11 protein-coding genes are annotated in these 20,439 nt (G+C 45.7%); 7 read left to right on the top strand and 4 right to left on the bottom strand.

Features of this window, described 5'->3' with window-relative positions; genetic code table 11:
* Positions 1-10: 10 nt before the first annotated feature.
* Positions 11-6,673 carry a PAS domain S-box protein gene (locus tag H6F56_RS22820; RefSeq protein WP_190673325.1) on the bottom strand — a complete coding sequence of 2,221 codons (6,663 nt, stop codon included), beginning with the start codon at positions 6,671-6,673 and terminating at the stop codon, positions 11-13.
* A gap of 693 nt (positions 6,674-7,366) precedes the next feature.
* On the opposite strand from H6F56_RS22820, the gene H6F56_RS22815 reads away from it, so the two are divergent.
* Entirely contained in the window at positions 7,367-7,648 is a 282-nt protein-coding gene (locus H6F56_RS22815) for a hypothetical protein (RefSeq protein WP_190673322.1), read from the top strand.
* An 87-nt stretch (positions 7,649-7,735) separates the two neighbouring features.
* Here H6F56_RS22815 and H6F56_RS22810 read toward each other — a convergent pair whose 3' ends face one another.
* Positions 7,736-8,155, bottom strand: a complete 420-nt coding sequence (locus tag H6F56_RS22810) for a secondary thiamine-phosphate synthase enzyme YjbQ (RefSeq protein ID WP_190673319.1) — start codon at positions 8,153-8,155, stop codon at positions 7,736-7,738.
* A gap of 236 nt (positions 8,156-8,391) precedes the next feature.
* Here H6F56_RS22810 and polA point away from each other — a divergent pair, with 236 nt between their 5' ends.
* Positions 8,392-11,325, top strand: coding sequence for a DNA polymerase I (gene polA, locus H6F56_RS22805; protein WP_190673316.1), 2,934 nt, complete (start codon positions 8,392-8,394; stop codon positions 11,323-11,325).
* A 65-nt stretch (positions 11,326-11,390) separates the two neighbouring features.
* Positions 11,391-12,332 (top strand): DUF4351 domain-containing protein, encoded by a 942-nt coding sequence (locus H6F56_RS22800; RefSeq protein ID WP_190673561.1) that lies wholly within the window; start codon positions 11,391-11,393, stop codon positions 12,330-12,332.
* A gap of 5 nt (positions 12,333-12,337) precedes the next feature.
* Here the strand turns inward: H6F56_RS22800 and H6F56_RS22795 are convergent, their stop codons facing one another.
* Both H6F56_RS22795 and H6F56_RS22790 read right to left on the bottom strand, forming a co-directional pair.
* The gene (locus H6F56_RS22795) at positions 12,338-13,138 is read right to left on the bottom strand and encodes an alpha/beta fold hydrolase (protein WP_190673313.1); all 801 of its coding nucleotides are present in this window, start codon (positions 13,136-13,138) and stop codon (positions 12,338-12,340) included.
* A 240-nt stretch (positions 13,139-13,378) separates the two neighbouring features.
* Positions 13,379-16,030 carry a M1 family metallopeptidase gene (locus tag H6F56_RS22790; RefSeq protein ID WP_190673310.1) on the bottom strand — a complete coding sequence of 884 codons (2,652 nt, stop codon included), beginning with the start codon at positions 16,028-16,030 and terminating at the stop codon, positions 13,379-13,381.
* 185 nt (positions 16,031-16,215) lie between these two features.
* On the opposite strand from H6F56_RS22790, the gene H6F56_RS22785 reads away from it, so the two are divergent.
* The 4 genes from H6F56_RS22785 to H6F56_RS22770 all read left to right on the top strand — a co-directional run.
* Positions 16,216-17,865 carry a DUF3352 domain-containing protein gene (locus tag H6F56_RS22785; RefSeq protein WP_199313197.1) on the top strand — a complete coding sequence of 550 codons (1,650 nt, stop codon included), beginning with the start codon at positions 16,216-16,218 and terminating at the stop codon, positions 17,863-17,865.
* A gap of 217 nt (positions 17,866-18,082) precedes the next feature.
* Positions 18,083-18,529, top strand: a complete 447-nt coding sequence (locus H6F56_RS22780; RefSeq protein ID WP_190673307.1) for a tellurite resistance TerB family protein — start codon at positions 18,083-18,085, stop codon at positions 18,527-18,529.
* A 310-nt stretch (positions 18,530-18,839) separates the two neighbouring features.
* Positions 18,840-19,754, top strand: coding sequence for a class I SAM-dependent methyltransferase (locus H6F56_RS22775; protein ID WP_190673305.1), 915 nt, complete (start codon positions 18,840-18,842; stop codon positions 19,752-19,754).
* A gap of 512 nt (positions 19,755-20,266) precedes the next feature.
* The coding region (locus H6F56_RS22770; protein WP_190673303.1) for a sulfotransferase at positions 20,267-20,439 on the top strand (173 nt) is incomplete at its 3' end.

Genomic DNA, 20,439 nt, shown 5'->3' with positions numbered 1-20,439 from the left:
TATATCCTATTCACGGGAGTTGATGAATCGGAATCTCAATAGAAAACTCAGTCCCTTTACCGGGCTGTGAACTGCAAGTTAAAGTACCACCATGTTTTTCCACCACAATTTGATAACTGATAGATAATCCCAACCCCGTGCCTTTACCCACCGGCTTTGTCGTGAAAAACGGATCAAATAACCGTCGCCTGACGTCCTCACTCATGCCAGTACCATTGTCAGCAATGCAAATCACAGCATGGTTTCCTAGTCCAAAAGGAGACGGAACCACACCAGTACGAATCGTAATCGTGCGAGGCCAGGGCATCGTTTCTAAAGCATCAATGGCATTCGCCAGCAGATTCATAAACACCTGATTCAGTTGGCCGGCAAAACAATCAACTAAAGGCAACTCTCCATATTCTTTAATAATTTGAATCTCAGGTTGGTCAGATTTCGCTTTCAGCCGACTTTGCAAAATCAGCAGCGTATTATCCAAACCTTCATGAATATTGACTTCTTTCATCTCCGCTTCATCAAGCCGAGAGAAATTCCGCAGGGATAGCACAATATTGCGAATACGTTCAGTTCCCATTTTCATAGAGGATAAAACCTTCGGCAAATCCTCACTCATAAATTCCATGTCAAGTTCAGCCAGTAAATCTTGCACTTCAGGTTTGGGCTGGGGGTAGCATTCCCCATAAAGGTTGATTAAATTGATTAAATCAGCCGTGTACTCATTGAGGTGAGAAAGATTGCCGTGAATAAAGTTAACCGGATTGTTAATTTCGTGAGCAACACCGGCAACCATCTGACCAAGAGAAGACATCTTTTCAGTTTGAATTAGCTGGGCTTGAGTACGTTTTAACTCATGCAGAGTTTGCTCTAGTTGTTGGGCTTTTTCTTGAGCGATTTTGGCAGAATCTTGGGCTTGTGTGTAAAGTTCCGCTTGGCTAAGGGCGATCGCCAGTTGATCCATCACCGCTTGCAACAGTTCCACTTCAGCGTCAGTCCAAAGCCGAGAACCGCTATGATGGCCGCAACTGAGAACCCCAATCTCACCAGAAGGCGTCTGAACCGGCAGCGTCAGTATCGCGGTGTAGCCGCCAGTCGTATACAGTTCCCGTTCCTGTGGATCAGTCGCCGCCGCAAGATCCTCAGCACGCAGCATTTCCAAGCGAATGAATTTTTGAGTGATAGAATTTGCTGAAGCTGGATGCCGGCCCAGGAAGCTAGGCACAGCAGGGTTCTTCGCTTCTTTCACCACTTCCCAGGCGGGTTGATCTGCTGAGGGTTGATACCAAGTAAAGATGCATCGGTCAATCTGCAACAAATTGTGGATCTCACCCACAGCCGTTCCTAATATGGTGTTGACATCAAGGGAGTTCCGGATATCGCTCGACAAACGGTTGAGCAGTGCCTCTCGCCCCGCGAGTTGCCTAAATCGGGCTTCCGAGTGCCGCAGCGCCTCCTCTGCTTGCTTGCGCTTAACGCCTAATGCAATTTCGTCTGCTGCAAATTCCAGCGCCTTGAGCGTAGAATCAGTGAGCGGTTTCCGGGAAAACATGGCCAGAACTCCTAACAGTTGGCCGTCGATGATCAAGGGATAGCCGGCGAAGGCGATCAAGCCCTCTCTTTTTGCCCAATCTTTATCAGCGACACGCGGATCGTCCTGAACAGAGTTGGTTAGGTGAGGCTTGCACTCTTGGGCAATCAGACCGATTTTGAATTGACCAACCGGCACGCGGCTGTGAGAGCCATCAAGGTGAGTGTACATTCCTGCACTCGCTTGCAACTCTAGTACCTTCTCCTCGTTGTTGAGCGTCCAAATGCGAGCGAAGGCAGCATCAAGATGTTGAACGACAGCCTCAGTAGAGCGTTGCAGCAACACCGGCAAGCCCTCGCTCTGGGTGAGAGCCGTGTCTACCTCCGCACGAAATGCTGCTAAGCGGGCTTTCTCGGCTAAAGCTTCTTGTGCTCGCTTGCGATCAGTAACGTCCACACCAATGCCCCAGGTACCCCAACCGGGAATCGGGAATTCATCAGATATATTCGACCAGGCGATGGTTTTGACACTTCCATCTTTAGCCGTGATTTCGCATTCCCAGTTGCGGTAGTTATTGCCAAGTTCACCCCATAGGGTCAGTATTGAGGCACGATAGGTGGGATCTGGATATATCAACTCCAAAACGTTAGGATTGCCAACAATCTCCTGTTCACTGTAGCCGGTAACCCTTTCGCACTCGCGGTTCCAGACAGTGATGCTCCCTTGTGCATCAAAGGCATTCATCATCACCGGCATATTCTCAACGATCTGGCGCAGTTGTACTTCGCGCTGTTGCAACGCTTCCTCTGCCAGTTTGCGCTCCGTGATGTTTTGCACTAAAGTCATGCCGGCGAAGATTTCTCCCTGCTGGTTGGTAACTGGCAAAATTTGCGTTAGATAGACTCTATCGCCATAAGGCATTTCCGAAACCATCTTGTTGCCGGCGAGGGCAGCTCGATACATTGGCTCAACAACTTCGCAAGTTTCCGGTGGAAAAACCTCCCAAAGCGTTTTCCCTTCCATTAATTCCTTAGAAAGTCCAATTGCTGCTAATTCGCTTCCGTCCGCCAGCACATAGCGCAAGTCTGAGTCAAATAAAGCCACCGAACCGTTGGGAAAATTCCGGGCAAGGGCGCGGTACAGTTCTTCGCTTTGGCGTAGCGCTTCCTCTGTGTGCTTGCGAGCACTGATATCTAGCCCCGCGCCCAATAATTTAACGACCTGACCCTCTGAGTTCCGAACCGGCTGCCCTTTAGTGAACATATATGCGATCGAACCGTCAAGCCGAAAGAATCGGTGGTCAAATTCATAAGGCACGCCTTCTGTAATTGCCTGCCCAACTGCTGATGCAAAAATTTCTCGGTCATCGGGATGAATTTTTTGCAACAACTCTTCATAAGTTGGTACAGGTTGGCTCGGTTCCATTCCCCAAACACGGAACAGTTCCTCCGACCAAGTAATTTCTCCAGTTGCTAGATCGAATTCCCAACTGCCGACATGGGCGACTTTTTGAGCTTCGGCAAGTCTGGCTTCGCTTTGGCGGATAGCTTCCTCTGCTTGCTTGGCGGGAGTGATGTCGCGGGCGATGGTGGAGATAAACTCTAGCACTCCGTTTTCCCCCTTGTGCGCCATGATTGCTTGGGAGACAGGAATCTCTGTGCTGTTGCGGTACTGCAAAGCCGTTTCGCCGCTCCACACCCCGTCCTTGATGGCTGCCGGCACTCCTTCAGCCATCATAATTTCAGCCGCACTCTTGCCGCAGAACTCCATAATTTGCAGGCTTGAGATGTCTTCATCTTCACTAATGCCTAGCATTTTCCGACCGGCACCATTGACGTAGAGTACGTTGCCTTGGTCATCAGAGCTGCCGACAAAGTCTGGCGTTGCTTCTAAGATTGCTGTTAATCTTGCCTGAGTTTTCTCGGCTTGTTTGCGTTCGGTGATATCCGAATTCAAACCATCCATGCGGAGGGGAGCACCGCTTTCGTCATAAATCATCCACGCTCGGCTGTGAACCCAGCGCACTTGGCCATCTGCTCGGATAATCCGGTACTCTATTTCATGGCTGCCCTCTTGCATCACCTTCTGATTGTTTTCAAGGGCGCGATCGCGGTCTTCTGGATGAATCACCTCAAGCCAGAGGTTCCTGTTCTCAAAAAACTCAGCGCGGGGGCGTCGGTAAAGTTTCTCGACCGCTGGATTCATGAAAAGCAAATCAAAGGTGGTAGCTGAAACCGACCACACCAAATCTTTCATGGAATTGAGAATGCTGTTGAGTCGTGACTCGCTTTCGCGCAAAGCTGCTGCTGTGTTCTGGCGATCAGTGATGTCCCGTGCAATTCCCATCAGACCCATGACATTTCCTTCTTTGTCACGGTAGACGCTTTTTGTAGATAAATACGTCCGCTTCCTGTCTGGCGCTTGGACAATTTCTTCTAAGGTCTCAGAAACGCCCGTTCTCAGGATTCTGTTGTCAGTTTCCTTAATTTGAGGTAGTAGTTCAGGCGGAACAAACTCGTTGTCATCTTTGCCAATTATTTCCTCGCAGGTTGTTCCCATTGCGCGGGCAGTCGCGGAGTTAACCAACACATAGCGACCGTGAATATCCTTAACAAAAATGGGATCGGGGGTTCCTTCAATCACACCTCGCAAGAGGCTATAGCTTTTTTCGAGTTCTTCTGTCGCTTGTTTGAGCGATAACTCTGCCTGCTGGCGCTCGGCCATTTCGTCTTCCAGTCGTTGGATGGCATTCCTTAATTCAGCGGTACGTTCTTCAACTCGGCTTTCTAGAGTTTCATTGGCTTGTTTAAGGGCTTCTTCCACCCGCTTGCGCTCGCTAATGTCATATCGGATAGATACATATTGCTCGAGTTTGCCGGCACTATTTAAAATTGGCACAATTGTGGTATCTACCCAATAGCATGAACCATCTTTGGCGCGATTTTTAATTTCGCCTTGCCACACTTGGCCGGCGGAAATAGTTGACCACAGTTGCTTAAAAAATGCCACAGGGTGATAACCGGAGTTGATGAGACGGTGGTTTTCTCCTAATAGTTCCTGGCGAGAATATTTAGAAACTTCACAGAATTTGTTGTTGACATAAGTAATCCCTCCCTGGCAGTCGGCAATGGCGACAATGGCAGACTGATCTAAGCCCCATTTGAACTGTGCTAATTGTTTAATCGATTTCTGTAGTGCTATTTCTGTCTGCTTACGCTCGCTAATGTCTTGCCAGCTACCGATGAATTCTAAGACATTTCCCGCTTGATCTCGAACCAACTTGATGCAATCTTGCGTCCATCGGTAGGTGCCATCTTTGTGGAGAAAACGGTATTCAAAGGAGTCCTCCCCTCGCTCAAATAGCTGGGAAATTTTGGCTAAGACATCGGCAGCATCTTCGGGGTGAATGTGACGTGACCAAAAGTTTGAATCTTCTAGAAATTCTCTCGCTTCATAGCCCATCTGCGCTCTAACATTTTCGCTGATGAAGGTTACGCCAAACTCGCCATCAGCCTTGCAACTATAAATCACGGCTGGGCCGGCATTGAGCAAATATTGCAACCGTTCTTGTAAAGAGAGGGTGTGAGCTGTCTCTATCCGCAGTGCTTCCTCTGCCTGCTTGCGTTCGGTAATATCAACAAAGGTGATAACAGCCCCTTTAATATCTTCTCCTTCAATAATTGGATAAGAAGAATATTCCACAGCAAAAGCTGTTCCATTCTGCCGCCAAAAAACCTCGTTGTCTGTCCGAGAACTAATTCCTTTATGAAAGGTAGACAAGATGGGACACTCACAACTAGGATAAGACGAGCCATCACTGCGACTGTGATGAATTAACTCGTGCATATTCTTGCCGATTAATTCAGCAGGCTGATATCCCAGCATTTGAGCGGCTGTTTTGTTCATGAAGGTGCAGCACCCTTGTAAATCGATTCCGTAGATTCCTTCGCCGGTTGAATCTAGTAATAATTGGATATGATTGGCGAGCCGCAACTGTTCTTGTTCAGTTCGCTTGCGTTCGGTGATGTCAGTGGCAATGCCGCAGGTTGCATACGGGACACCGGCAGCGTCGTAAATCGGAAATTTGCTGGAGATGTAGGTGTGTAAACCGTCGTCTTGAGGGACAATTTCTTCCCACTGTAAAGGTGTTTCCGCTTCGATCACTGTTTGATCGTTCGCACAAAATGCTTCAGCCATTTCTCGTGGAAAAAGATCGAAGTCTGTCTTTCCTTTGATTTGTTCTCGATGAATATGAAAGAGGTTTTCGTACTGTTGGTTAACTAGAATATACCGGCCCTGAGTGTCTTTGACGAAGATGACAGTCGGTGAATTATCAATAATTGCTTGCAGCCGTGCTTCACTTTCTTGCAGCGCTTGTTCAGTTCGCTTGTGTTCGCTGATATCGGAGATCGCCCCAATATAACCAACACATTCTCCTGTATGGCTTTTCTGAGCGACCGCTTCACCAAGTACCCAGGTTGTGGTGCCGGCGGGATGTTGGAAACGATACTCTGATTTAAAGGGCAAGTTCTCCTTTGCACAGTGATACCATTCTGCAAAGACGCGAGCTTGATCGTCAGGATGGATGGCTTTTATCCAACCGGCTCCTTTTGCTTCTTGAACCATCAAGCCGGTGATCGCGCACCATCGCTCGTTAACATACAAACACTCTCCCTGAGCATCGGTGTGAAATATCCCCACCGGCGCAATTTCTGCTAGGCTTTGATGGCGCTGTTCGCTCTCTTGCAGTGCCTTCTGCATCTGCTTGCGCTCGGTGATGTCATGGGCAACGGCATAAACCAAGCCGTCTGCTGTGTGCTGAGCATCTGTCCATTTCAGCCACTTGTAAGAGCCATCTTTGCATAGGTAGCGGTTTTCAAAGATGATCGTGTTGAGACCGGCTCTGAGTTTTTGCGCTTCCGCAAGGGTTGCTTGCTGATCTTCCGGGTGAATCAACTCGATAAATGGTGTGGCCAAAAGTTCTTGCTGCGTGAAGCCAAGGGTTCTTTCCCATGTGGGATTCAAGTGTTTAAAATAGCCGTCTGGGCCGGCAACACAGAGCAAATCCAGGGAAAAATTGAAAAACTGGTCTATTTCTGCCCATTTGTAGCTACTAACGCCATTTATTTCGGTAATATTCACGAGCATCGCTTAGCCTCAGCTTTTGATTGGGATTTGTCTGCTAATTTTTAATGTTTCCGAGCAATTTGTGCCCATCTATACAAAATGATTTTGTGTAAAATGAATCTGAAAACATTGTTAAAAGTTATCTGAAAACCATTAAATTTGTGTACTGAAACGCAGTTTTTTGCCTTTTAAGTGCGTGCGTTTGGCTCAGAATTTTTGAAAAACCCTAACCCAGATCCCAAGCGTAAGTGAATGGCTCTACAGCTTATTCTTTGTGCAACCCCTTAAGTTTCCACCTCATCGTTTACCCAAAAGCTGCCAGTAATGCTATATTTTTCCCTGCTCATCAAAAAAACTATCACACAGATTCTATTTTTTATTTTTTGGGGGTGATCCCCCAGAAAATGCCAAACTTGAATGGCCAAGTTACTCAATAGACCTCTTGTAAATTAACGAGGATTGAAAACTTGAATACTCTAGATTCTGCCAACTCCTGGCTCAATAGAGATATTGTGTTCGCATTCATTGGACAAAAATGGCTGTGGGAAAGCTATTTGGGATCTAATATGCCAGAGATCGAATGCTTGAGACAAATGATTTGACTGTAACTTGCCTGATATATAATAAAAATTATGCTTAGTTTTATTGTAAGCGTAAATAGCTTAGAGGTAATTTACAGCCGCTGAGTGCAATCGTTATATTTTCGGAGCCAGAATGGGAACTTTATTTGACCAACCAGAACGTAACCATCGCCGCGTGACAGATTCAGAACTTGATGCTTTTCTTTCAGATGCCGTTAAACTTGCGAAGAAGCACAGCATCAATGTCGCTGAGGTAATTAAAGCAAAAGGAGTGCTTGAACTTGAACGAAGGAATGATCTCTATGTTAATAATGGTGATAGCTTTGATGAACAGATGAGTGGTTTTGGTGAGATATTGCAAGAGATGGTATCTACTCTTGAAGACTTAAGGAACGAATTAAGCAGCAAGGACTAAACCCAGTATTCAACTTCTCTTTAAGTAGTTGTTATATCGATTTACCGTTGATTATCGTGCGAGTTATAACCTTCGGAACGAGCGGATTCACTCACCGGCAATATGAACGACAACTTCTCGAACGTGACTGCGCTGCCGATGTTCCCAAATGTAAATTCCCTGCCAAGTTCCTAACATCAGTTTACCTTGAGAAATCGGAATCTGTTCTGATGTTTGCGTCAGCGCCGTGCGGATATGAGCCGGCATATCATCTGGCCCTTCATCATTATGATAATACCGCCGGCTGTCTTCTGGCACCAATGTTGCTAAGAAGTTTTCCAGATCCCGGAGCACATCGGGATCAGCATTTTCTTGGATTACCAGGCTAGCTGATGTGTGGCGGAGAAACACTGTGCAAAGTCCAATTTTAACACTTGATTCGGCAACCACGGCTTGCACTTTGCTTGTGATTTTACAAAGGGATTTGCCGGCTGTTTGAATTTTTAGGAGTTGTTGATAGTGGGTCATGTGATTTTAGGCTTGGATTGTGGGTTTTGCCAAAGTGGTTGTTTTTTTTAACCACAGATTAAACACAGATGATAGCGCAGCGTGCCGTTAGGCGTCGTTAGATGCTTGGCTATGGTTCTCCGGTTCGGTTTTATGCTAATTTATATAGTTTTTGTCAAGCTAGCACTATTAGGTTGAGGCTGCCACCGGCTTGAGGGTTGATGGTGCCGGCCTAGTGACTAGCTAAAATAGAGACGATGTCACACTCTACCAGTGGTTTGAACGTGTCGGATAATTCTAACTCGACCTTTATCCTTGTTGATGGCCACTCGCTGGCCTTTCGGTCTTACTTTGCGTTTGCCAAAAGTCGGGATGGGGGGTTAAGAACAACCACCGGCATCCCCACCAGTGCCAGTTTTGGCTTTCTCAAGTCGCTGCTAGAGGTGATGACGGCGCACAACCCACAATTTCTGGTGATCGCGTTTGATCTGGGGTTGCCGACTTTTCGCCACGAAGCCGACGATACCTATAAAGCGGATCGTGAGGAGACACCTGAAGACTTTATCGTCGATCTCAAGCACTTACAAGAATTGCTGGCAGCGTTTAATCTCAAGATAGTAACCGCTCCCGGCTATGAGGCGGATGATGTTTTAGGCACGTTGGCAACGCAAGCGAGTGCTGCCGGTTACACGGTTAAAATTCTTACCGGCGATCAAGATTTATTTCAACTGGTTGATACTTCAAAAAATATTAGTGTTCTGCGCTTGGGACGAGATAGTTTTGGTTATTCTGGCACCGGCAAAGCGAAGGAATATGGCCCAGAGCAGGTTAAGGAAAAATTAGGCATTATGCCGGCACAAGTTGTTGATTATAAAGCTTTGTGCGGGGATAAATCTGATAATATTCCCGGAGTTAGGGGCATTGGTGAAAAAACAGCGGTGCAACTCCTAACTACTTACCCTTCTCTTGATGAGATTTATGCGTCAATTGATCAACTTAAGGGTGCCGTTAAAACTAAGTTAGAAACAAGCAAAACAGAGGCGTATCACTCTCAAATGATGGCGCAGATTATTAGAGATGTGCCTTTGAAAATTGATATAGAAGATTGCAAGCTCCAGGGGTTTGACGAGGCAAAGTTAACTCCGATGCTGGAAAAGTTGGAATTCAAGTCGTTCTTACCCAAAGTCAAGCAACTACAAAGGCAGTTTGGCGGTGCTGATGAACAAGACAGCAAAGAAGCACAGCAAAAGTTTGAATTTGCTGCCAGCAATGAGGATAACGATCTGTGGTTTTTCACTGCTGCTGACACAGAGAAGGCTAAGAAACAGGAAAAGAGTTTGATTGAGCCTCGCATCATTCAAACTGAAGCACAATTAAAAGAATTGGTGCAACGACTGCAAACTCATACTGATCCAACAATGCCGGTGGCGTGGGATACAGAAACGACGGATCTGGAACCACGAGATGCGGAATTAGTGGGAATTGGCTGCTGTTGGGGTGCCGGTGCGGAGGATATGGCTTATCTTCCCATCAGTCATGCTGCCGGTGGGAATTTGGATAAATCGCTTGTTTTAGATGCGCTACGTCCAATTTTGGAAAGTGCAAAATATCCCAAAGTTTTGCAGAATGCCAAATTTGACCGGCTGGTGTTGCGCTGTCAGGGAATTGAACTTGCCGGTGTGGTGTTTGAAACAATGCTGGCGAGTTATTTAATTAATCCAGAAAACAATCACAGCCTGAGTGAATTGTCGAGCAAATATTTAGGGATTGTCGCGAAAAGTTACGATCAGTTAGTCCCCAAGAATAAAACGATGGCTGATATCGATATTGCAGCCGTCGCTGATTATTGTGGGATGGACGTATATACAACATTTTTATTGGTGCCGAAGCTGCGAGCGGAGTTGGATAAGGCTGCTAAACTGCATAAATTGCTGTTAGAGGTGGAACAGCCTTTGGAGCCGGTTTTAGCACAGATGGAATACACCGGCATCCACATTGATACCGCTTATCTGAAGCAACTTTCGCAACAGATGCAGAAGGATTTAGAGGCTGTTGAAAGAGAAACTTATGAGGCTGCCGGCGAGGAATTCAATATCGGATCGCCAAAACAGGTGGCTCAAATATTGTTTGAAAAGCTACAGCTTGATGTCGGCAAATCTCGCAAAACGAAGACGGGTTACTCAACAGATGCCGCGACACTGGAAAGATTGCAAGGCACTCACCCAGTTGTTGATGCGATCTTAGAATACCGCACCTTAGATAAGTTGAAATCTACTTATGTCGATTCTTTGCCAAAGCTAGTTCGTACAGATACACATCGAGTGCATACAGATTTTAATCAAGCGGTAACCACTACAGGCCGGCTGTCTTCTAGTAATCCGAATTTGCAGAATATTCCTATCCGAACAGAATTTTCCCGGCAAATTCGCAAAGCGTTTGTCCCTGAATCCGGGTGGTTGATGGTTTCTGCTGATTATTCACAGATTGAGTTGCGAATTTTGGCTCATTTAAGTGAAGAGCCGGTGTTAGTTGAGGCTTACAGGAATAATCAGGATGTGCATACTGTAACGGCACAGCTATTATTTGATCGAGAAAAAATAACATCAGATGAACGCCGCATCGCCAAAACAATTAACTTTGGCGTAATTTACGGCATGGGTTCAACCCGATTTGCCCGTTCTATTGGCAAAACTTCAGCAGAAGGAAGGGAATTTATTAATCGGTTTAAGCAGCGATATTCCAAAGTTTTTGATTTTTTACAACGGGTACAGAGACAAGCCATTTCACAAAATTATGTAGAAACGATTTTAGGCCGACGTCGATATGTTAAGTTTGAAAATTCTAGCTTGAGAGCCAAGTTCGGAACACCTTGGGATGAAATCGATTTGGATGCAATTCAAGCGAATAGCAGGAATGATGCAGATGCTTTACGTTCGGCTGCAAATGCTCCCATCCAAGGTTCTAGCGCGGATATTATCAAGTTGGCAATGGTAAAATTGCATGATGTTTTACGTGATTATAAATCGCGAATGCTGTTGCAAGTTCACGATGAATTAGTCTTAGAAGTTCTACCTGATGAGTGGGAAGAATTGCAACCTAAGATTAAATCTGCGATGGAAAATGCTCTGCCGCTGAGTGTGCCACTATTGGTTGATATTCATGCAGGGCAAAATTGGATGGAAACGAAGTAGCGGCGTTTGTTAAAATCTAAAGAATGAGAGATCAAAATGATAAAATTGATCATTTTTAGATGCGAATGATTGACCATGATCGATTGTTTAAAGAACTCCTAACAACTTTCTTTGTGGAGTTTATCGAGTTGTTTCTACCGGAGGTGGCGGCTTATCTAGAAGGCGATTCGATAGAATTTATAGATAAGGAAGTGTTTACCGATGTCACAGCCGGCGAAAAATATGAAGCAGATTTAGTGGTGAAAGCCAGATTTCGAGGGCAGGAGTCATTTTTTCTGATTCATCTGGAACATCAGGCGCGAACAGAAGCGGATTTCGATCAACGAATGTTTCGATATTTTGCGCGATTGTATGAAAAATTTGGGCTGCCGGTGTATCCTGTGGCGCTATTTTCTTACGAGACGCCCGCGCGCCCAGAACCGAATGTTCATCAAGTGGCATTTCCAAACAAAGTGGTTTTGCAGTTCAACTATGATGTGATTCAGCTAAATCGCCTCAATTGGCGAGATTTTCTGCGGCAACCCAACCCGGTTGCCAGTGCGCTAATGGCAAAAATGAACATAGCACCGGCAGAGCGCCGGCAGGTAAAATTTGAATGTCTGCGATTGCTAGCAACTTTGCGATTAGATCCAGCGCGGATGCAGTTGATTTCTGGATTTATCGATACCTATCTGCGCCTGGGTGCAGAAGAGGAGAAGCTGTTACGGGACGAAATTGCTAAGATGGAGCCGGTTCAGCAGGAGGAAGTTATGCGAATTGTCACAAGCTGGATGGAAGAAGGAATAGAACAGGGTTTGCAGCAAGGAAAACACGAGGCAACACTCTCACTCATTCTGCGCCTACTTCCAAGGCGAATTGGTACGGTTTCTCCTGAGTTACAAGCGCGAATTCAGCAGTTATCTTTGCCTCAATTAGAGGATTTAGCAGAGGCGTTGTTAGATTTCACAAATGAGGGGGATTTAGTGACTTGGTTGCCGGCTTCCCAACACTCACAAACAGAGGAATAAACGCTCTATTGAACTAAATAAGCGCGAATGATTTTAATCACTTCTTCTGGCGCACTCCAGTGAGGGACATGACCCTTCGCATTGATATTCACAAACTGATTATTGGGAATTTTTGCTGCCAGATACCGGCCTACCTCCAAAGGTACAGCGTTATCGTGACTCGATTGTACAATCAATGTAGGGACAGTTAAACGCGGTAAATCGTCGCGGAAGTCGGACTGAAAAATGATGCGTGCGAGAACTGAAGCAATATCCGGGCGCATATCTTGTAGTGTATGGGCAAACTCAATGGCGAGTTCTGGTTGTTCTGGGTTGCCTACCACCAAAGGTGCAAAGCCACAAACCCAGGCATTGTAATTCGCAGACATGGCAGCATAAAAGGCATCCAGATCGGACTGCTCGAAACCGCCAATATATCCCGTATCGTTGAGGTAGCGGGGAGAGGCACCAATCATGATGAGCCGGCTGAAGCAATGTGGCTCAATTATGGCTGCCAGCAAGCCAATCATCGCACTAATTGAGTGACAGACCAGAATCGAGCCAGTCAATTTTAATTCAGCACATAGCTCTAGTAAATCTTGTGCGTATCCGGAAAGGCTGTTGTAGCGGTGCGGGTTGTAAGCTGACAAATCTGACTTGCCGGCACCCACATGGTCGAATAATACGATGCGATAATCAGACTCAAAAGCCGGTACAATATGTCGCCAAGCGGTTTGATTAGAGCCAAAACCGTGAGCGAAGATGAGTGTCTGATTGCCTTTTCCCAGGACTTTTACATTATGGCGTTTGAGAATATTCGCAGGCATCTTTACTAATTTAAACGACTGACTTCCTTTCTGATAGAAGCATTCCGGCAATAGAGGGGCGACTGCAAATTAGAAAAAGACTAGCCGTAAATAATTTTAACCTAGAAGTGAGTAATATGAGGAATTTTGACAAATGCAGTTTTTCTAAACAAGAGATTGGTTATGACTTAATAGCTGCAAAAAATAAAAGAAACCCGGTTTATATAAATAACCGGATTTCTTTCCACTCACAACAAACAACTATTTAGACTTAGCTTCTAGATTCTCCAACCGGCTCTTAAGTTCCTGATTTTCCTTCTTGAGCTGATCAAGTTCTTCCCGCATCTGCTTTACCGCTTTATCGGAACCGGCATTCTTTTGCACCTTCTGAATCGCTTCCTCAGCAATGCGCCGCACCCGCCCGTCAGGCGTTTGATCGGCTAAAGCACTCAAGATTGCAATCGCCTTCGCTGTCTCCATTTGCCCCAGCGCCGACACTACGGAAACTTGCGTCAAAAAGAACGTTTCGCAAGATAACTCAGTCAGTCGTTCCAAAATCCGCTCTAGATTCAGCGCAGTTTGCCCCGACGAAATTGCGCCCAAAGCCCGAATCGCAGACAATCGCAGGGGTTGCGGCACACCGGCTTCCGTATATTCCAAAATCAGATCCAGGGCATCTTCCGACGTTTTCAGCCGGCTCAAACCCCCAATTGCACCCGATCTCACCACTTCATTCCAGCCGGCACGTTCCTTAAGAACCGACTTCAGCAGCTTCAGAACCTGACTTTCCTTCGGCTTCTCATTCAGCTTTGCCGCCGCAATTGCCCCAATCGCCCGGATAGCCGCCGCCTCCACATAATAACTAGGATCGCCCTTTTCCACGATTGGCTTAAGCGCCTTGTAACTCTCATGCGTCTTAATTTTCGCTAGCGATTCCACCACCGCCTCACGCACACCGGCATCTTTGTCTTGCAACCCAACGACTAACGCATCAAACGCTTGATCCAGCTTAATTCCAGCTAGCAGTCTCGCCACTTCCACCCGCACACCCCAAAACGCCTCTTTTTGAAGCGATTCCGATAGTGCCTTCACCACTTCTAAACCACCTTTCTTGGCCAGCGCCGCTGCTGCGTAAATGCGAGAAAGTGGATCGGGATCGAACTTTAACTGCGCTTTTAATTCCGCAACCGGATACTCCAGCGTGACTTTTTTCAGGAAATGATTGCCGGCATCAAAACTGATAAATTGGGGCTTTTCTGACAGCGGGAAATAAAAACTTTGCTCTCGTTCGTGGACGCGAACCGTAAAAGTTTTAACATCAGGAATTTGAGAGCCTGCATCCGAAGCAGCGGCAATCGTTTTTTCCTCATCTTCCAGTTCCTCAATGCCGGTCTTTATATAACCAAATGCAATCGGCAATCTTAGATCAAATAACTCTTTTCCGCCCCCATTGCTGCTATCTTTAACCTGGGTTTGCGTGACTGTTATTTTAGCGAGTTTGCTATCTCCATCCCAAGAATAAGCAACTTTATAATCTGGATGACCACCTCGGTAAACATATTGATCAAACAAAAACATCAAATTGCGACCCGTAGCTTTTTCAATCGCTCTTAACAGGTCAATGGTTTCAACGGTTGCGTGGGCGTTGTCTTGAACAAAGGTTTGAATTGCCTTATAAAACAGTTCGTCACCTAATTCCGCCCGAATCATGTGATAAACACAAGCGCCTTTTTCATAAAGGTGCCGGTCGTACAATTCAATTGCTTCGCGATAAACATGGGTAACAATCGGACGACGATACCGGCTGCTATCTTCCGCAAAATAATTGCGGGCTTCTTTGAGCCGATAGTAGGCAGCCTCTTGCAACCCATACTCTTCTTCCGTCCACATCACCTCGGTATAAGAAGCCATTCCTTCTTTAATCCAGGCGTGTGACCAATGTTTGATCACCACCAAATCGCCAAACCACTGATGCGCCAATTCGTGAGCAACTAAACTTTCAGTGGTGCGATTATCTAACGCTGCCCGTTCATCGAGTAAACACCGATCCATTAGCAACGTGGTTGAAGTGTTTTCCATTCCTCCAAAAATAAAATCATCTACGCAAACTTGGGCGTACTTGGGAAACGGATAAGGATAGCCAAATTTTTGACTGAAAAACTCAATCATTCGGGGTGTTTTGCCCATGCTGCGACGGGCGTCTGCTTGCCGGCTTTTGTCTACATAGTAGTTAACCGGCAAGCCGTTCCACTCATCCTTAATTTCCGCAAACTCACCCACCGCCAAAGTCATTAAGTAAGTGGGATGCACCTGTTTTTGCAACCAGTGGTAAATTTTGTCATCACCGGCATCTTCTGTGGCGATCAATTCCCCGTTAGAAATGGCGAGGAACTGCTTAGGCACTTGCACCCGAATTTCAGAGGTTGCCAGTTGTCCGGGGTAGTCGAAGCAGGGAAACCAAAAGCGTGAGTCCTCATCTTCCCCTTGCGTCCAGACTTGCACAGGTTTGTCGGGGTAGTGCTTGTCTGGCGCAATGAAATAAAGTCCGCGCTGGGGATTGTCTACCTTGTACGTGATCTTCAGCGTTAATTGCTGGCCGGCTTGGGTCGGTTGCTCTAGCTGGATATGCAACTTTTCGCCATCATAGTCAAAGGACTGTTTGGTTTCATCAACTTTCACTTTTTTAATGTTCAAGTTGACCGCATCCAAAGTAAGCCGGTCAATCCCGCTACGCACAGGCATTAGCTGAATAGTGCAACTGCCGTGGAAGCTTTTTTTGGGAATTTCCAGGATCAGGTCAAGAAAAATATGTTCTACTTGGCCCGGTCGATCGGGATTGTAATGGGGATGAGCTCCTGGCAACTCAAAGGATTTGTTACCGTTATTTTCTGCATCAAAGTAAGAGTTCAACATGGGGAATTTCAGGGCCTGTAATGGCCGATTACTGCTAGTTATGTTAGATGTTGGGCGGCGTTGCGCTTTTCTTTACCAGATTAGCGCGTCTGGCGGCTTGCGTAGCCCGCACGCAGCAACCGGCTTGCGTGTGTAGTGACACCATCACTGAGGTTGATACCGTTTAAATGATTGACAAGAATCCCATGACAGAAAGAATTTCCGGGAAAAAAACTCCGCTATTGGTGGCTGCGGCGGCTGTTGTTGCAGCGGGAAGTGTGGCCGGCTACCTTTACTTTAAAGGACTTCCCGGCAAAAGTTCGACTCCGCTTGAGAGTGCCAAATTAGTGCCAGATGAAGCCTTGATGACAGCCTTTGTCGCCACCGATTCCCAAAGTTGGTCAAAATTGAAGCAGTTTGGCAGCCCTGAAGCACAAAAGTTGGTGACTCAAGGCTTGCAGAACTTCCAAGCTCAAATGCTGGCAGACTCTAACATTAATTATGAAAAGGACTTGAAGCCTTGGATCGGTGGGGTGATGTTCGCTATCATGCCTTCACCAGAAAAGGCTGTCGGTAAAGAACCTAACCTCCTCATGGTTGTAGGCATTCAAAATAAACTGAAAGCCCTAGAATTTTCCAACCGCTTGAAAGCCCAAGAAAAGGCAAAGATTGAAGAAAAGCAGTACAAAGGCATCACCGTCTCCAATGTTAAAGAGGAAAACGGCACCAATTACCACACCACTGTCTTGGGAGATCATTTGCTGTTGGCTTTTCAACCAGAAATCCTAGAGAACGCCATTGATACATTTAAGGGGGAACCTTCCTTTGCCAGTAAAGGTGAGGTGGCAACTGGGTTGGAAAAAGGTGCCGGTGTGCAAAATCCCATCGCTCAAGTTTATGTCAGTGATTGGGCGAGTGTGGTGAAGCAATACGCCACGAACAGCCCCAATGCACCACAACTGCCGGCAACCACACTCAAGCAGCTAGAGCAAGTAAAATCTGTCGTAATGGGCCTTGGGGTAGATAATGAAGGTCTGCGGCTGAAAGCAGACGCACAGATGAACCCGCAAGCTATCACCCAAGAGTTTAAACCGGCTCCAGGCACCGTGGTCTCTGAATTTCCCGCTGAAACAATGGCCCTAGTCACCGGCCACAAAATCAGTGAGTATTGGTCTCAAATGGTGGCCCAGTCAAAAAACTCGCCTGAAATTAAAGCATCTGTGGATCAGGTGCGGCAGTCGGTCAAAAATACCGTTAATCTCGATGCTGATAAAGAAATTTTCGGTTGGATGGACGGTGAATTTGGCCTGGGTGTGATTTCATCCAATCAGGGAATCTTAGCTCAGTTTGGATTTGGCAGTGCTTTGGTTGTAGAAACCGGCGATCGCAAAACCGCTGAAAGTACCTTTAACAAACTGGGGGTATTGGTTAAACAAAATCTGCCATTTCTCAGCATTGATCAGCGAAAAATTGGAGACAAAGAAATCACCGAGTGGAAAATCCCTCAAGGTGCTTTATTAGGGTACGGTTGGCTGGATGACAACTCCCTCTTTGTGGCGCTTGGCCCCTTGGTGGATGTGATAGCCAATAAGCCGGCTAATCCTCTTGACACTAGCCCCAGTTTTAAAGCAATTGCCGGCTCTTTACCCAAGTCCAATCAAGGCTATTTCTACCTAGATATGGATCGAGTCATGCCGGTTGTTAATAACTTTACCGAGCAATCTGGTAAGCCCATCTCACCGGAAGCCTCCGCCATCCTCAACTCGATGCGTGGTGTTGGTGTAACGGCTGCTTGGGAAAATAAAACAACCAATCAGCTAGAAATGTTGTTTTCTCTCAAACGCAGCAGTAAATAGGGACTAGAGGCTAGGGGGAAGGGGATGAAAAATTCGACAATAGGTATTTCTCGTCTTCCATCCCCTTCGCATTCTTATAGGCGCAGTCTTGCCCTATTCCCTATTTCCTTGCTTTTTTAAAATTATTGTAAACAAACCGGCAGCCTTATTGTGTAGTGCAATAGAAACAACAATAATGAGACATTAAGACATCAAGCTATAAAAAGGGACAAATACAGTGGGTTTGTTTAGAAAACTGTTCAGGGATAATAAATTAGACCCCAATTCACTCTCGCAAGCCGAAGCTTTGGCAGCAATTGCAGTCGCGGCCATCGCAGCAGACGGTTATCTGCTCGAAGAAGAAAGGCAAAGTATTTTTTCTGTAATGTCTAATCTGCAAGTTTTTAAGAAATATTCAAGCCGGCAGCGACTCAAACTCTTAGAAAAGCTCTTTGATTTACTCCGGCAAAAAGGGGCACCTACACTGGTTGACTCGGCTAAAGACGCCCTTCCTCCTAAGCTTCGAGAAACTGCATTCGCGGTTGCTATAAATATGGTTATTGCAGATGGCACAATTGTCGAAAGTGAACGGGAATTTTTACGACAGCTAGAGCAAGTGCTGGAAATTCCAGAGGCTTGTGCTTGTCAAATGATTAAATCTATGTTAGTTAAAAATAAAACTTAGATTTTTTCTTTAGTTGTTATCAATAATATTACTAATTTAAAAAATAAAATTAAGCTTTCTCGAGAATATATAAACCCTAAATAAAAGCCTATAAATTCTTTAACCTTATCTGCGCTTCCCTACGTTATTGTGAGGTTAAAAAAATCCAAAGACTCAAGTTTTACAAAAAGCTTATAGATGCTCTCAAAGCCAAAATAGCCCCTAAAGCCATAAGTTTTCGCAATTCTGCATAAGTCATGCCGGCACTATTAACCGTTAAAATAAAATTTGGAAACAGGCCAGTAAAGACTGACAATAACAACCTCCTATTATGACTGTTGCTGCAAATACAAGACCAGGATTAGCTTCTCGTCTGGTTAATGGTGTCCTCTCCATCAAACCTTTAGCAGATCTAGCCAAGCACCAAGCGCGTAAGATGATGATTGATCGCGCAGAGACCATTGGGGTACATTGGAGACAGGAAGCACAAGCCTTAAGAGTGCAAGACTTGGATGCAGAATTGGCTAAAGTGCAAAATCCTCAACTGAAATATCCAGAGTATTACGTCTGTTCATTCCACGCTTACGAAACCGGCAACCTCAGCTGGGATGCGGCAACTGAAGTGGAAGTAGCGGCAAAAGCAGTCCACGCCAAAATTTGGCCAGATGCCGGTGCTGAGGGAGATGCCAAACTGCGACAAAGTTATCATGACATCCTCAAAACCCATCTACCAAACCCACCGCAGAATATTGTGGATCTCGGTTGCAGTGTGGGGATGAGTTCGTTTGCTCTGCAAGAATTTTACCCGGAAGCAAATGTTACGGGTGTGGATTTATCCCCTTATTTCTTAGCAGTTGCAAACTTGCGTTCACAGCAGCGCCATGTTGATATTAATTGGGTTCATGCTGCCGCAGAAACTACCGGCTTACCCGCCGCTTCTTATGATCTCGTTTCCACCTTTTTAATGTGTCATGAACTGCCGCAAACCGCAACCGTGCAGATTTTCAAGGAAGCTCGCCGGTTATTACGTCCGGGTGGTCATTTGGCGATTATGGATATGAATCCAAAGTCAGAAATCTATGCCAAAATGCCCCCTTACATTTTGACATTGCTCAAAAGCACTGAACCTTATTTGGATGAGTATTTTGCTTTAGACATTGAGCAAACATTAATCGATGCCGGTTTTGAAGCGCCAACCATTACACCGAACAGTCCCCGTCACCGCACTATCATTGCGAAAGCTTAAGTAATCAGCTTTTTTAGCAGAACTTTAGAAACCCTGGTTTGGGGAAGTGGAGATGAAACAATCTCTCGCCCAGCCAGGGTTTTTACGATCTTGATGGGTGAGGTTGAGTGCTGGTGATAAAACAGAGCCAAAAATAAAAGCATAAAATACAGAATTGTTATTTTATTAACATATTTTTTAATTTTGTCAATAGTGGACATACGGGTTTTAATAAGTTAACGTAGACATCGCATATCGCAAAAAAATTAATGTACATCACGCTTTAGGGAGATTGTTTTCAGCAGTGCAGTAACCAAGTCCAACCTCAAAAATTTCTTTAGCCATGAAAATTAGTGGCTTTCCTGATTTCCTTGACTGGATGTGTTCTCAGAAAATTAACTTTGCTTTTACCCCTTATCAATCGAATCGAGTATTTTTAGTCAAATTAAGTTCAGACAGATTCCAAAGCTTTAGCTGTAGCGATTGTTGAGATACTTCCCATCTGTTCAACTTGCCCATTTTTGTTCTATACAATGCTTGATAAAATACATTTTATTTCTGGACTACCGCGTTCAGGTTCCACATTACTAGCGGCAATATTGCGGCAAAACCCCCGATTTCACGCCGGCATGACTTCACCCGTTGGGGCATTAGTTGAGCGGATGCTGGAAGCCATGAGCGAAAACAATGAATATTCTATTTTGAT

Source organism: Microcoleus sp. FACHB-672 (assembly GCF_014695725.1).
Lineage (GTDB): Bacteria > Cyanobacteriota > Cyanobacteriia > Cyanobacteriales > Oscillatoriaceae > FACHB-68.
Note: the sequence above shows the minus strand (reverse complement) of the source record. Positions and strands in the feature narration are given on the sequence as shown.

Coding starts and splice junctions, on each gene's coding strand:
- H6F56_RS22820 (WP_190673325.1), bottom strand. CDS start 6,673: ATGCTCGTGAATATTACCGAAATAAATGGCGTTAGTAGCTACAAATGG.
- H6F56_RS22815 (WP_190673322.1), top strand. CDS start 7,367: ATGGGAACTTTATTTGACCAACCAGAACGTAACCATCGCCGCGTGACA.
- H6F56_RS22810 (WP_190673319.1), bottom strand. CDS start 8,155: ATGACCCACTATCAACAACTCCTAAAAATTCAAACAGCCGGCAAATCC.
- polA (WP_190673316.1), top strand. CDS start 8,392: ATGTCACACTCTACCAGTGGTTTGAACGTGTCGGATAATTCTAACTCG.
- H6F56_RS22800 (WP_190673561.1), top strand. CDS start 11,391: ATGATTGACCATGATCGATTGTTTAAAGAACTCCTAACAACTTTCTTT.
- H6F56_RS22795 (WP_190673313.1), bottom strand. CDS start 13,138: ATGCCTGCGAATATTCTCAAACGCCATAATGTAAAAGTCCTGGGAAAA.
- H6F56_RS22790 (WP_190673310.1), bottom strand. CDS start 16,030: ATGTTGAACTCTTACTTTGATGCAGAAAATAACGGTAACAAATCCTTT.
- H6F56_RS22785 (WP_199313197.1), top strand. CDS start 16,216: ATGACAGAAAGAATTTCCGGGAAAAAAACTCCGCTATTGGTGGCTGCG.
- H6F56_RS22775 (WP_190673305.1), top strand. CDS start 18,840: ATGACTGTTGCTGCAAATACAAGACCAGGATTAGCTTCTCGTCTGGTT.